The sequence below is a fragment of the Klebsiella sp. MISC125 genome, from assembly GCF_051131775.1.
GTDB lineage: Bacteria > Pseudomonadota > Gammaproteobacteria > Enterobacterales > Enterobacteriaceae > Klebsiella.
The window spans coordinates 3,228,725-3,241,112 of the sequence record NZ_CP180448.1 but is presented as its reverse complement, the minus strand read 5'-3'; the positions used below and the strand labels follow the sequence as shown (position 1 = coordinate 3,241,112).

Annotated in this window: 14 protein-coding genes; 11 read left to right on the top strand and 3 right to left on the bottom strand. The window is 52.5% G+C overall.

Annotated elements, in window-relative coordinates:
• The first annotated feature begins 8 nt into the window (after nt 1-8).
• Nucleotides 9-551, top strand: coding sequence for an AAA family ATPase (locus ACMYSL_RS15410; RefSeq protein WP_304258867.1), 543 nt, complete (start codon nt 9-11; stop codon nt 549-551).
• Nucleotides 552-589: 38 nt separating this feature from the next.
• Here ACMYSL_RS15410 and ACMYSL_RS15405 read toward each other — a convergent pair whose 3' ends face one another.
• Nucleotides 590-1,129, bottom strand: a complete 540-nt coding sequence (locus ACMYSL_RS15405; RefSeq protein WP_434658980.1) for an RNA 2'-phosphotransferase — start codon at nt 1,127-1,129, stop codon at nt 590-592.
• Between the two features lie 194 nt (nt 1,130-1,323).
• Between ACMYSL_RS15405 and glsB the strand changes: the two genes are divergently transcribed.
• The 6 genes from glsB (at nt 1,324) to ACMYSL_RS15375 (ending at nt 7,682) form a co-directional block, all read left to right on the top strand.
• Nucleotides 1,324-2,250 carry a glutaminase B gene (gene glsB / locus ACMYSL_RS15400; protein ID WP_434658979.1) on the top strand — a complete coding sequence of 309 codons (927 nt, stop codon included), beginning with the start codon at nt 1,324-1,326 and terminating at the stop codon, nt 2,248-2,250.
• Nucleotides 2,250-2,624, top strand: a complete 375-nt coding sequence (locus tag ACMYSL_RS15395; RefSeq protein WP_182238475.1) for a DUF4186 domain-containing protein — start codon at nt 2,250-2,252, stop codon at nt 2,622-2,624. Before glsB ends, ACMYSL_RS15395 begins: the two co-directional genes overlap by 1 nt.
• 107 nt (nt 2,625-2,731) lie before the next feature.
• Nucleotides 2,732-4,156, top strand: coding sequence for a GGDEF domain-containing protein (locus tag ACMYSL_RS15390; protein WP_304258874.1), 1,425 nt, complete (start codon nt 2,732-2,734; stop codon nt 4,154-4,156).
• A 78-nt stretch (nt 4,157-4,234) separates the two neighbouring features.
• On the top strand, nt 4,235-4,762 hold the full coding sequence (locus ACMYSL_RS15385) for a GNAT family N-acetyltransferase (protein ID WP_304258876.1): 528 nt from the start codon (nt 4,235-4,237) through the stop codon (nt 4,760-4,762).
• 114 nt (nt 4,763-4,876) lie between these two features.
• A complete protein-coding gene (locus ACMYSL_RS15380; protein ID WP_434658978.1) occupies nt 4,877-6,328 on the top strand; it encodes a tagaturonate reductase in 1,452 nt (483 codons plus the stop codon).
• Nucleotides 6,329-6,641: 313 nt separating this feature from the next.
• Complete coding sequence (locus ACMYSL_RS15375) at nt 6,642-7,682, top strand: helix-turn-helix domain-containing protein (protein WP_434658977.1); 1,041 nt, start codon at nt 6,642-6,644, stop codon at nt 7,680-7,682.
• Here ACMYSL_RS15375 and ACMYSL_RS15370 read toward each other — a convergent pair.
• Nucleotides 7,624-8,676, bottom strand: coding sequence for an alpha/beta hydrolase family protein (locus ACMYSL_RS15370; protein WP_434658976.1), 1,053 nt, complete (start codon nt 8,674-8,676; stop codon nt 7,624-7,626). The two genes, ACMYSL_RS15375 and ACMYSL_RS15370, sit on opposite strands and share 59 nt — an antisense overlap.
• A 208-nt stretch (nt 8,677-8,884) precedes the next feature.
• On the opposite strand from ACMYSL_RS15370, the gene ACMYSL_RS15365 reads away from it, so the two are divergent.
• Nucleotides 8,885-9,325: a GNAT family N-acetyltransferase gene (locus ACMYSL_RS15365; protein ID WP_434658975.1), complete on the top strand. Its 441-nt coding sequence runs from the start codon at nt 8,885-8,887 to the stop codon at nt 9,323-9,325.
• Nucleotides 9,326-9,543: 218 nt separating this feature from the next.
• Here ACMYSL_RS15365 and tam read toward each other — a convergent pair whose 3' ends face one another.
• Nucleotides 9,544-10,302, bottom strand: coding sequence for a trans-aconitate 2-methyltransferase (gene tam, locus ACMYSL_RS15360; RefSeq protein ID WP_434658974.1), 759 nt, complete (start codon nt 10,300-10,302; stop codon nt 9,544-9,546).
• A 186-nt stretch (nt 10,303-10,488) separates the two neighbouring features.
• On the opposite strand from tam, the gene ACMYSL_RS15355 reads away from it, so the two are divergent.
• The 3 genes from ACMYSL_RS15355 (at nt 10,489) to ACMYSL_RS15345 (ending at nt 12,383) form a co-directional block, all read left to right on the top strand.
• Complete coding sequence (locus ACMYSL_RS15355; protein ID WP_434658973.1) at nt 10,489-11,283, top strand: MBL fold metallo-hydrolase; 795 nt, start codon at nt 10,489-10,491, stop codon at nt 11,281-11,283.
• 239 nt (nt 11,284-11,522) lie between these two features.
• The gene (locus tag ACMYSL_RS15350) at nt 11,523-11,942 is read left to right on the top strand and encodes a hypothetical protein (RefSeq protein WP_434658972.1); all 420 of its coding nucleotides are present in this window, start codon (nt 11,523-11,525) and stop codon (nt 11,940-11,942) included.
• 69 nt (nt 11,943-12,011) lie between these two features.
• Entirely contained in the window at nt 12,012-12,383 is a 372-nt protein-coding gene (locus ACMYSL_RS15345; RefSeq protein ID WP_434658971.1) for a copper-binding protein, read from the top strand.
• The last annotated feature ends 5 nt before the right edge of the window (nt 12,384-12,388 follow it).

Genomic DNA, 12,388 nt, shown 5'->3' with positions numbered 1-12,388 from the left:
AGACAACGATGAAAATCAACGTAGTAGGGACCAGCGGCGTCGGCAAATCTACCCTCGCGCGTCGGCTGGCTCAGGAACTGTCACTACCTTATATCGAAATGGATGTGCTTTACTGGCGGCCGGAGTGGCAAGGGACGCCGGATGATGAGTTTTACGCCAAACTTGCCGCTGCTCTCGACGCGCCAGGCTGGGTGTTGGACGGCAACTACAACCGCAGCCGTTCGGTGAAATGGCGTGAGGTTGATTTGGTGGTATGGGTGGATTACAGCTTCTGGCGCACCTTCCGCCAGGCGGTATGGCGGGCGGCCTCCCGTGCAAGCCGCCGACAGGAGCTGTGGCCCGGCACCGGCAATTGCGAAACCTTCCGCCGCTCCTTCTTTAGTCGGGAATCCATTATTCTCTGGACGCTAAAAACCTGGCGTAATAATCGCCAGCGCTATCTGGCGGATATGCAGGACCCACAATATCAACATATTCGCTTTGTGCGTTTGCGCAACCAGCAGCAGACCGAGGCGTTGGTCCGCGAGCTTCAACAGCAATGCCGAACGTGAACCAGGAGGCGCGCCGCGCCGCCTCCGGGATTGTCTTATCACTCAATAAACTTCGCGGGCACCGCCGCCGTTAACCAAACGCCATTCTCCGCCTGATAAAACTCAATGTTCTGCTTATACATCGATAAGGCATTAATTTTCAGCACCACGGGCTTACCGTAACGTTTTCCCACCTCAGCCGCGGTTGTTTCGTTGTCGGACAGATGCACATATTGTCTGGCACCGGGAATCAACCCCTGCTCACGGATCGCATCAACAAATCGCGTTGCGGTCCCATGAAATAAAAACTCAGGCGGCGTTGTTGCAATAAACGTGATATCAACCTGTCGGGAAGAGTGCCCCTGAACCGCGCGGATGCGTTGGCCATCGGCTGAAATGGCAAAACGCTTTTTATCGTTGTTTTCAACAACTGATTGAATGAGTTGCCTGTCGAGCTGCACGCGTTCTCTGGCCGCGCAGGCAATCAATGTGTCGATATCCGCCCAGCCTTCGTTATCCAGTATCAGTCCGATGGCTTCGGGCTGATGGCGTAAGACATAACTTAAAAATTTACTCACTTCTGTATGTGATTTGCTCATTAAATTTAACCCTTGCTTCCTTGTTGAGGGGGAATGATTAGCGTGTTTTTATATTACTCATAACATTGACCAATGGTTTTTTTATCCGCGATGAGCCATAACGTACGGCCGGAAGAGGCAGAAAGAGGCTGTTTCTTCGCTCCCTGTGCGCCTATAATTGCAGCCCGAATTTTGATGTTGGCAAGGAGCCGCGTGTGGCGACAATAATCAATAACGCAATGCTCGATGCCATTTTGGCTGAAGTCAGGCCGCTGATTGGGCGCGGCAAGGTGGCGGATTATATTCCGGCGCTGGCCAGCGTCAGCGGCGATAAGCTTGGCGTTGCTATCTGTACGGTGGATGGTCAACACTACAGCGCTGGTGATGCTCACGAGCGTTTCTCTATCCAATCTATCTCGAAAGTGCTGAGCCTGGTAGTAGCAATGAACCACTATCAGGAAGAGGAGATCTGGCAGCGAGTGGGCAAAGACCCTTCCGGGCAGCCATTTAACTCGCTGTTGCAGCTGGAAATCGAACAGGGTAAACCGCGCAATCCGTTTATTAATGCCGGGGCGCTGGTGGTCTGCGATATGCTGCAAAGCCGTCTTAGCGCACCGCGTCAGAGAATGCTGGAAATCGTCCGTCGCCTGAGCGGCGTGAGCGATATTGCCTATGATCCGGTGGTGGCCCGTTCCGAATTTGACCACTCGGCGCGTAACGCCGCCATCGCGTGGCTGATGAAATCGTTCGGCAACTTTCATAACGATGTTGCGACGGTGTTGCAAAATTACTTCCATTACTGCTCGCTGGAGATGAGCTGTGTCGAACTGGCGCGCACGTTCTTGTTTCTTGCCGATAGCGGCATTGCTCCGCACCTTACGTCGCCGGTTATTGCACCGATTCAATCACGCCAGGTTAATGCGCTGATGATGACCAGCGGCATGTACCAGAACGCCGGTGAATTCGCCTGGCGGGTTGGTTTACCGGCGAAATCCGGCGTTGGCGGGGGGATTGTGGCTATCGTCCCGCAGGAGATGGCGATTGCGGTGTGGAGCCCGGAGCTTGACGAAGCCGGGAACTCGCTGGCCGGTATCGCTTTACTGGAAAAACTCACCCAAAAACTGGGGAGGTCGGTGTTCTGATGGTGCCAATCGACACTCTATTTTCTCGCCTTCAGCGTTCCACTTTTCGCTCCCGATTTCGCCTTGGCGTTAAGGAGCGGCAGTATTGCTATGATAAAGGGGCGGACGTTATTGACCAGCACGCCGCCGATTTTATCGGCAAGCGGTTGGCTCCTGCTGAAATACCTAACGATGGTAAACAAACCCCAATGCGCGGGCATCCGGTGTTTATTGCGCAACACGCCACCGCTACCTGCTGTCGCGGGTGTCTGGAAAAGTGGCATGCCATCCCGCAAGGACGGAGACTTAGCGAGCAAGAGCAGCGCTATGTGGTGCAGGTTATTCACCACTGGCTGGTCATCCAGATGAATTCTCCCGACCAACGCTCGCTTTAATTCATCAGGCGTCGGTGTATGCCTGATAATTATTCTCATGATATGATGCCGTGCTAACTAATTATTAACATAATAATTGCCTGAAACAATTAGACGGATAATCATGAATGTCTCCACTGTCGATTCGGTCATTCACGCTGTTTCGTGAGGAACAACCCGTGCGCGATGCGCTGGTCTTGTTCACGTTAACGCTACTGCTGCATTTCTTTGGCGCGATGCTGCGTCTGGTTCAGGAACTGTCATTCTTTTGGCCGCTGAATGCGGTAATGGCGGGTATTTTCGCACGTTATATTTGGCTAAATCGCAGTTATTTTTACGCCGTCTGTTTTGCCGCCATGCTGGTTTATGACGGTTTAACTTCGCGCTGGGGAATGGGCTTTGCTTCCTTCCTGATTAATTTCTCCAATATTGTTTTTATTGTCACCCTTGCTCAGTTGATCCTGTGGGATAAACGGCGAACGGATTCAATGCCTGGCCCGATTAACGCGCTGAGTCTGTTTTGCTATTGTTTGCTGGCGGCGTTGTTGTGTGCCGCCGTGGGTGCGCTGGGGTCGGTGGATGTTGAACGCGCCACCTTTATTCCCCAACTGGCGGACTGGTTTAGCGAACAGTTTTCAACAGCTGTGCTGATTCTGCCGTTTATTTTGACACTGACGCTGCCCTCGGCATTTGGCCGTTTTCGCTTGCGTCAGCTGCTGCCGGCTATTGCCCTGGTGTTGTCGATTATTCTCGGCGTCGCCGTTGGCGGGGCGGGAAGCATTACTTTTCCGCTACCGGCGCTGATTTGGTGTGCCATTCGGTATCCCTTGCCGCTAACCTGCCTGCTGACATTTATTACCGGAATTAGCGAAATTTTGCTGGTGGCCAACTCGCTTATCCATCTCTCGCACGATGCGCGGATGCAGCCGTGGCAGCTCTTCTCGACCCGGCTTGGCATAGCGGCAATGCTGATTAGCCCGATTATTGTTGCCTCCAGCGTCGAAGCGATTAATAACTTGATGAAACAGCTGGCGCTGCGTGCTGATTTTGATTTCCAGACGCGCGTTTATTCCCGTTCCGGTTTAAGCGAGGCGCTGAAGCGTCGGCCATTATCATCCGAAAATCTATTAACGGTCATGGTGCTGGATATCGACGGCTTTAAACAGGTCAACGATCGTTGGGGGCATGAGTGCGGTGATTGCGTGCTGGCCCAGTTTGCACAACAGGTGCGGCTGCTGGCGGGTGAACAGGGCATGGTGGCGCGTATTGGTGGCGAAGAGTTCGTGGTCGCGGCGTTAACGGCCTCAGAGCAGGAAGGACAACTACTGGCGGAGAAAATTCGCCAGGGCATCGAATCGCAAACCTTTACCTGGGGTCAAAGCCAGATCAAACTGACTATCAGTATGGGAATGGAGAGCCGACAGCTCGGCGCTGCGCGGGTGAACGATCTATTTAATCAGCTATTAATGGATGCTGATGATTATATGATTCGGGCGAAAAAAGCTGGGCGTAACCGGATCTGTACGGAAAAGCTGGCTGAAAGCACGCTATAAGAAAACGCGATGATAAATATTGTTGTGTTAAATATACGTTAAAAACATAGTGGTGTGGTCGATTTCAAGGAGTTACTTATGACCACATCCTTTTCTCTGCGCACGCTGTCGCGTGACGATATTCACGAACACCTTTCTCAATTAACCGACATCCTCGTCAGTTGCGTCAACGGCGGGGCGTCGGTGAGCTTTATGCAGCCCTTTAATCCGCAAACCGCGACGGCATTCTGGCAGAGAATGGCGCAGAGCGTTGCCGCCGGGGAGCGTACCATCCTCGCGGCGGTAGATGCGCAGCAGCGGTTGGTCGGTACAGTACAGCTAATCACCGACCAACCGGAAAACCAACCGCACCGTGCCGACGTCGCCAAACTTCTGGTTCACCAAAATGCACGTCGACAGGGGCTGGCTAACGCACTGATGAACCGGCTGGAAGAGATTGCGCGTGAGCAGGGTAAGAGCGTTCTGGTGCTGGATACGGCGACGGGCAGTGGCGCAGAAAACTTTTATCTTCAATGCGGTTGGGAAAAAGCTGGGGAAATTCCGCGGTATGCGCTGATGCCGGACGGAGAGCTGACCGCGACGTCTCTGTTCTATAAATTTCTATAATAAATTTGATATTGCATACAGCTTTGATCAAAACAGGGTTTCACTCATGTAAAAACCTGATAACTTATTGGACCAATTACTCAGGTTGTATGACTACTCTATGAGGGAACCCTTGTGAAAACATTAAACCGTCGCGATTTCCCGGGCGCGCAGTACCCTGAACGTATCATCCAGTTTGGCGAAGGCAACTTTCTGCGCGCGTTTATCGACTGGCAGATCGATCTGCTGAACGAGCATACCGACCTGAATTCTGGGGTGGTGATCGTGCGTCCGATTGAGAGTTCATTCCCACCGTCGCTCAGTACTCAGGATGGTCTCTATACCACGATCATTCGTGGCCTGAATGAGAAGGGCGAAGCGGTCAGCGATGCAAGGCTGATTCGTTCTGTAAACCGGGAAATCAGCGCCTATGCGGATTACGATGAGTTGCTGCGCCTGGCGCATAACCCTGATATGCGGTTTGTGTTTTCCAATACCACTGAAGCGGGCATCAGCTACCACGCAGGCGACCGTTTCGATGATGCGCCTGCGGTCAGCTATCCGGCGAAGTTGACCCGCCTGCTGTTTGAGCGCTACAGCTATTTCTCCGGTGCGGCGGATAAGGGCTGGGTCATCATCCCTTGCGAACTGATTGATTATAACGGCGAAGCGCTGCGTGAACTGGTGCTGCGCTACGCGCAGGAGTGGGCGTTGCCGCAAGCGTTCCTGACCTGGCTGGATGAGGCTAACGCCTTCTGTTCCACGCTGGTGGACCGCATTGTTACCGGCTATCCGCGTGATGAAGCGGCGCAGATTGAAGAGCAACTGGGCTATAAAGATGGTTTCCTTGACACCGCAGAGCACTTCTACCTGTTTGTGATTCAGGGACCAAAATCCCTGGCCGCGGAGCTACGCCTCGACAAGTTGGCGCTTAACGTACTGATCGTTGACGATATTAAGCCGTATAAAGAGCGCAAAGTCGCCATTCTTAACGGTGCGCACACTGCGCTGGTGCCGGTCGCTTTCCAGGCTGGCCTGGATACCGTTGGTGAGGCGATGAATGACACTGAAATCTGTTCTTTCGTCGAGAAGGCGATTTATGAAGAGATCATTCCGGTTCTCGACCTGCCGCGTGATGAGCTGGAATCTTTCGCCAGCGCGGTAACCGGGCGCTTCCGTAACCCGTACATCAAGCACCAGCTCCTGTCTATCGCCCTTAACGGGATGACTAAATATCGCACCCGTATTTTGCCACAGCTGTTGGCGGGGCAGACGAAGGGCGGCAAGCTCCCGGCACGTCTGACTTTTGCACTGGCGGCGCTGATCGCGTTTTACCGCGGTGAGCGTAACGGCGAGAGCTATCCGGTGCAGGATGACGCTGAATGGATGGAAAGCTATCAGGCGCTGTGGGCCCAGCATCGTGATGCGCAAATCAGCACCGGTGAACTGGTGAAAGCGGTGCTGTCCGTTGAATCCCACTGGGAGCAGGATCTGACTAAAGTTTCTGGCCTGGTAGAGCAGGTTACGCAGGATCTGGATGCTATTCTGCGCGATGGCATGCGTGCGGCGGTTAAACCGCTGTGCTGATGTTCTTAAAGACCGCACGCTGGATTTTGCAGGCCGGGTAAGGTGGCAGCCGCCACCCGGCGATTATCCAGGCACAATGCCTGAAGCTGATTTGTTATCGATCTCAACCCGGCTATCGCCGGGTTAGTTTTGTGCTTAAATTAGTTACAACATACTGAATGCTTTATTTAATATCACCGGTCTGAAAGACCCTGCTCGTAAAGCTTGGCAGAGCACTGAAGGAAAACAGGGAGATGAATCCTGACGTCAGGAGAGACAACGCTCTTCAATATATGTAAAAATCCGCATTACTTTCTGTTCTGGAATGACTCGTATGGTTTCTGTACCGTTTCCCGTGGTGACCTTGCTCGCACTGTTTATCCTACTTGCCATGGCTCTTTTCTCAGGCAAACCTCATCACCGCGGTACGGTACAATTTCTTAGCGCATGCATATTGCTTCTTTCTGTCAGCATGTTGCGCTGGGAGTATGATTCAGTCGCGCTGAGAAATCTTCAGGCTATGATGGCAGTCTTGTTACCACCTATCGCCTGGCACAGTTTTATGTCGTTGACAGAAATGAAACGACCGCGCTATTTATCATGGCTGGTCGGCCCGGTCATCATCACCTTACTTATCGAGGGAATTTGGCCCACAGCGACCGATATGGTGCTGTTCCTGTTGTTTTTCAGCTACGGATGCGGCCTGATGTGGGTCGCATGGCGAGGGGACGATATCTTTATCTTCAGCCGACTCAGTGAATCCTTGCAGACAACGCGGATGGCTTTTTTTGCCGGTTGCTTTCTGTGTATATCCGCATTGACCGATCTCACTATCGCTTTTGACTTCAGTATGACCGGCGGCAGACAAGCTCCCGCTATTGTGGCGTTGTTTCAGGCCATGCTACTGCCGTTAATTGGTTTTGCCATTATCAGTGCGGGAAGAACCACCGCCGTATCCAATGCACCTCTCAACAAAGAAGTCACTCCCGAACCGCCCACACAACCCGCGGGCGAGCAGAATGAGATTTATGTGATACTTGAGGAAAAGGTTCGCGCAACGCAAATCTATCTTAATCCCGACCTCACATTAAATTTGTTGGCCAGAAAAACGGGAATTCCTGCACGTCAGCTTTCAGCTGCGGTCAACGCATTATGTCAGTGCAACGTATCGCAGTGGATTAACTGTTTCAGGATTGAACGGGCGCAGGCGTTGCTACTCAGCAGCCCGCAGCCCGTGACTGAAATCATGCTGGATTCGGGATTTACCACCAAATCCAATTTTAACCGCGAGTTTCAGCGTATTTGCGGTATGTCGCCTACCGCTTTTCGTCAACAGGCGCGCGATAATCAAGCGACGAGTTCAGAAATACCATGACCTTTTGGGCCACTATTTGATGGATGGAGGCCCGATTTGCCCCTTCACCGTCCTGGCAGACGATACCGTCGCCGGGAGAATCCTCTTCAATAAGCGCCACGGCTCCTGGCTTACACAATTGCATAAAACTGAAATGTGTCGCGCCATTAACCAACTCAAACTTTGCCCATCGATCGGGGATTTCGCTAGCAAGATACCCTGACTCCTGTTTGGCAGGGAGTGCGGCCAGTGCATCACTCTGGGCTGCCAGGAGCAGGACCGGAATGTTGATAGTGTGCAGGCTCTGTGGGGTAAATCCAGGCACCATTCCGAGATCGAGAGAAACGATCGCTTTAATTCGCTTATCTTGCAAGTTCGCAGCAAGTTTCTCCGGAGACTGTGGTTCATTTATGCCGAGTTTTTGCGCGATTTTGCAATCACCGCGCAACGGATGCTGTTGGCAGTCTTGCTTAAAACGAGCTGTGTCGAAGCGAGCACCGGCCAGTTCCATGACCGTCCAGCCCCCCAGCGAGTGACCAGCGGCGGCAATGCGTCTCTTATCTGTTTCACCAACCAAATTGGGCGAGCTCATCACGAAGTTAATCACCCGCGTGATGTCCTGTGGACGCCGCCACAACTTTTTTGCCTCAATGGGGTTTTGGTTAAAGGTGGTGGTCCCTGGATGATCCGGTGCCGCAACGATATATCCTTGGGCGGCCATAGCGGTAGCGAGCCAGGACAGATTTCGCCAATTTCCGTTATAGCCGTGCGACAGCACTAACAGAGGATGTGCACCAGGTACTGGCTGCGCGTTGCGAATAACGGAAATGCCAACAAAAGCAGGATTGTCTGCCACATGCTCCATTTTTCCAGGCATCACAGTGGGATACCACAGCGTCACTTTCACGGTGTCAGGCCCTGAACCGGGGAGCGTTATCTGACGAAAGCCGGTGCTGGCATGCGCCTGGAGACAAAAGAATAAGGTCGATAATAAAAAAATCCACGTTCTGAACATGATGTAACCCCGATTGCGATGAATGTGTCACCTTGATACCTGAAGCGTCTTGTTTCGGCGTCCTGGAACACGATCGAGGTCGTCAAAAGCGTGATTTCATCATTCTGAGCGTATTCCTCGTTGAGCGAAAAGGATGAATTGTGTCCCAGGCGCTTGAAGAAATTATCTGTCCGGAAAATAATGGCTTATCCGTTTAAGGGGAAATGCGATGGTCATTGAGATTCGCGAAGCAGGTCCGCAGGACAAAGCGCAGTGGTTACAGCTGTGGGAAGGTTACACAAAATTTTACGGCAGCCCGCAGCCGCAGGACGTCACTGAATACACCTGGCAACGCCTGCTTGATACCGCTTCGCCGCTGTTGGGCCGCGTTGCCGTGGTGGACGGGAAAGTGGTTGGGTTTGCGATTTGCGTGCTCCACGAAGGAACATGGGTAAAAACCCCCATCTGTTATCTGGAAGATCTGTATGTTGACCCGCAGGTGCGCGGGCGCGGTATCGCCAGGACGCTAATGCAATCGCTGCAAGTGGAAGGCATAGAGAAAGGATGGTCGCGTCTTTACTGGCACACCCGCACTGACAATCCGGCCCGGCGTCTTTATGATGAATTTACGCCAGCTGATGACTATGTTCGCTACCGTATAACGCTCTAAAAGTCTGAGATTAAGAAGTTGTTAAGATTTTATCTGTAAAACAGGTGAAAACGGCTCAGGAGAAGCAAAAATGGAAAAACGCATAGAGACAGTCGTCAATTTAATCATGTTTCTTTCGCTGTTGGCCACCGCATGGGACCTCTCCCTGGTACATCACCTTTCCTGGTAAATCAGATGATACGGCGCTCGTTCCGGCGCCGTAGCCCCATTCTTATCGTTCAAGACGAGCGTCGCGCCACTATAAACAGCCGAGGAAATAACAATAAAACCTTTCCGTTACACTGTAACGGATAATGCTCTCTGAGCAGTTCCAGATAGCGCTCAAGAAACACCTCGCGCTGCTGTTCATCCAGCGGTTGCAGAAACGGTCTAAGCCCTGTGGACTGCAACCAGTCAATAATGGCCTGATGTGACTCCAGAGGGTGGTAATAGGTCGTGCGCCAGATATCTACCTCGCAGCCGCTAGCGGTCAGAATATCGTAATACTCCTGCACGCTCGGCAGCGGATGACGTCCGCTAGCCGGATGCCCCAACTCGTTTGCTACCTGGCGCATCAGGGTATGCGACGGCTCCTGCCAGTTATCAGGCATCTGCACCGCCAGCACGCCATTCGCCGCAAGATTCCCCACCAGATGAGGAAACAGCAGCTGATGATCGGTTAGCCACTGCAGAGAAGCATTGGCGTAGATCACGTCCGCTGGGCGCTCGGGGCGAAACTCACCGATATCTGCGGCGACAAACCGGCAATCGGCCAGCGTCCGGGCGGCTTCTTCCAGCATCGCTGGTGAATTATCGACGCCAATAATCGTTGCCTCCGGCCAGGCGTCGCGCAACAGGGCGGTACTGTTGCCCGGTCCACAGCCTAAATCGATGGCCAGCGCTGCGGGGTGATGGGCGATACGAGCGAGAAGTTCAGCGGCGGGGCGCGTACGTTCCGCGCCAAATTTCAAATACAGTGAAGGGTTCCAGTCTGCCATAGTGCGCTCCGGTTGTGAGAAACTTGCCATCAGCATAGACGGCAATGACGCTCTGGCAACAAAATCGTTGACGCTTTTCAGTGACACCGTCACTTTTTTATGCACCGTGCTGAGCGATGCATCACGGTACTTTCAGTGGTTGCCAGGTAGACTACGCGCCGTGAAATAGTGGCTATCGGAAGGACAATGGCTCTAATAATTAAGGTGTTACTTGAAAATCGACTCGGTGAGGGAAAGGACAAAACGCTGCGGGCGAAACCGGGTTTGAGCCTGCTTTTGCAAGATGAAACCAGCCGCGTCCTGTTTGATACCGGGCCTGACGGCAGTTTTTTACACAATGCCCAGCGTATGGGCGTTTCTTTAAAAGATTTAACTGCGACGGTGCTGTCGCATGGGCACTACGATCACTGCGGCGGCGTGCCGTGGCTACCGGATAACAGTCGTATTATCTGCCATCCGCAGATTGCGAAGCGGCGTTACTCGGCGCTATCGCTGGTCGGGCACCGCTGGAAAATTAAGAAACTATCGCGGGAAATCGACTATTCCCGCCACCGGATGGAGTATAGCCGCGAGCCGTTGCGGATTAGTGAGCGGTTAACGTGGTCCGGTGAAATTGCCGTCGCCAGGCCAAAAGCTTACGGCGTACTTGATGGTCAGACACAGGATTATATTGCCGATGAAGGCGTGCTGATCTACCGCTCGACCCGAGGGCTGGTCATTATCTGCGGCTGCGGACATCGCGGATTAATCAATACCATCAGGCACTGCCAGAAGATAATGGGCGAACAGAAAATCCACGCTGTCATCGGCGGTCTTCATCTGCGCAGCGCTTCCCCCTGGCTCATACGCCAGCTGAAACTGTTTTTGCAGCAGCAAAAGGTGGAAAAAATTATGGCGTGCCACTGCACCGGCTCATGGGGGCGATGGTGGCTTTCAGCGGACGCGGCCCCGGCAACGGGCGATACGCTAGTGCTGGAGTAGCGGCTTAATTTATTATTGAATCACATATAAATAACATTTTTGTCATTTATTAAGTACATTATTTCCAGGCCCATACACCTTCCCCCTGGGGGAAGGTCAAATCGTTATTTCACTATTTTGTGTAAAGGTACATAGAGAAACTTCATTCTGTTTAATGCCTGTTTTTCCTTCTGAAATATTATTTAATTCTGCCGGTGAGTGTGATTTAATTCAGCGGTCATCTCATTGTGAATATCAATATGATCCCGTTACTTCAGGCATTATTTAAACAAGCAACCCGGCGCAGGCTACGTATCCGCGCTGGGCTTGTTATTGCCTGTTGGTTACTGCTCAATCTTCAGCTCGCGGTCGCGGCGCATCATGGCGGCGGCCAACCACCGGTCACGCCGGAAGTGCAGGTTCACCATATTGTTGATGGCATGATGAGTATGCCCGGTATGGAAAGCGCTGGTCAGAAGGTTATTTGCGAGAAACACTGTGACCCGGACACGGCTCAGCCTAATTCTTCAACTGCGCTACAGCTGAATGCTCTTCCCTCAGAGACCGCGCTGTTAGTGGTTTCCCCGCAGCAGGAAAGTTGCGCTGAACGTATGGACTGGCATACGCCGCCGGTCACTGGCCCTCCGGCTGAAATACGCTTCTGCCGCTTCAGAGAATAAATCTCCGTTAAAAACATCCACCAGATCTGCCCGGTCTGCGGGCGACTTTATGTTTTTTTTGGAGATATTATGATGCGTTCTACTTCTATTTTTCTGCTTATTACCAGCGTTCTGACCTTTACCGCCGTCTCATTTACTGCCAGCGCCGAAGACAGCGCTATGCATCACCACAATATGTCCACAATGACGGACATGTCGGATATGAATAAGCAGGATGATTCCGTTACGACTTATTCGGCAAATGGGCTGATTAAAGCCTGGCGCGATAATTCGGTATCCATTGCCCATTCTCCCGTTGCGCAACTGAACTGGCCCGCGATGACCATGAGCTTTGCGCTCGGCGAGTATCAGGGTGAAAAGTTAGCAGTGGGGCAGCGGGTTAATTTTACCTTCCGTCAGACTGACTCCGGCTACGCGCTCGTTTCCATTACCGCGCAATAACTCCG

Coding starts and splice junctions, on each gene's coding strand:
- ACMYSL_RS15410 (WP_304258867.1), top strand. CDS start 9: ATGAAAATCAACGTAGTAGGGACCAGCGGCGTCGGCAAATCTACCCTC.
- ACMYSL_RS15405 (WP_434658980.1), bottom strand. CDS start 1,129: ATGAGCAAATCACATACAGAAGTGAGTAAATTTTTAAGTTATGTCTTA.
- ACMYSL_RS15395 (WP_182238475.1), top strand. CDS start 2,250: ATGGTGCCAATCGACACTCTATTTTCTCGCCTTCAGCGTTCCACTTTT.
- ACMYSL_RS15390 (WP_304258874.1), top strand. CDS start 2,732: ATGTCTCCACTGTCGATTCGGTCATTCACGCTGTTTCGTGAGGAACAA.
- ACMYSL_RS15385 (WP_304258876.1), top strand. CDS start 4,235: ATGACCACATCCTTTTCTCTGCGCACGCTGTCGCGTGACGATATTCAC.
- ACMYSL_RS15375 (WP_434658977.1), top strand. CDS start 6,642: ATGGTTTCTGTACCGTTTCCCGTGGTGACCTTGCTCGCACTGTTTATC.
- ACMYSL_RS15370 (WP_434658976.1), bottom strand. CDS start 8,676: ATGTTCAGAACGTGGATTTTTTTATTATCGACCTTATTCTTTTGTCTC.
- ACMYSL_RS15365 (WP_434658975.1), top strand. CDS start 8,885: ATGGTCATTGAGATTCGCGAAGCAGGTCCGCAGGACAAAGCGCAGTGG.
- tam (WP_434658974.1), bottom strand. CDS start 10,302: ATGGCAGACTGGAACCCTTCACTGTATTTGAAATTTGGCGCGGAACGT.
- ACMYSL_RS15355 (WP_434658973.1), top strand. CDS start 10,489: ATGGCTCTAATAATTAAGGTGTTACTTGAAAATCGACTCGGTGAGGGA.
- ACMYSL_RS15350 (WP_434658972.1), top strand. CDS start 11,523: ATGATCCCGTTACTTCAGGCATTATTTAAACAAGCAACCCGGCGCAGG.
- ACMYSL_RS15345 (WP_434658971.1), top strand. CDS start 12,012: ATGATGCGTTCTACTTCTATTTTTCTGCTTATTACCAGCGTTCTGACC.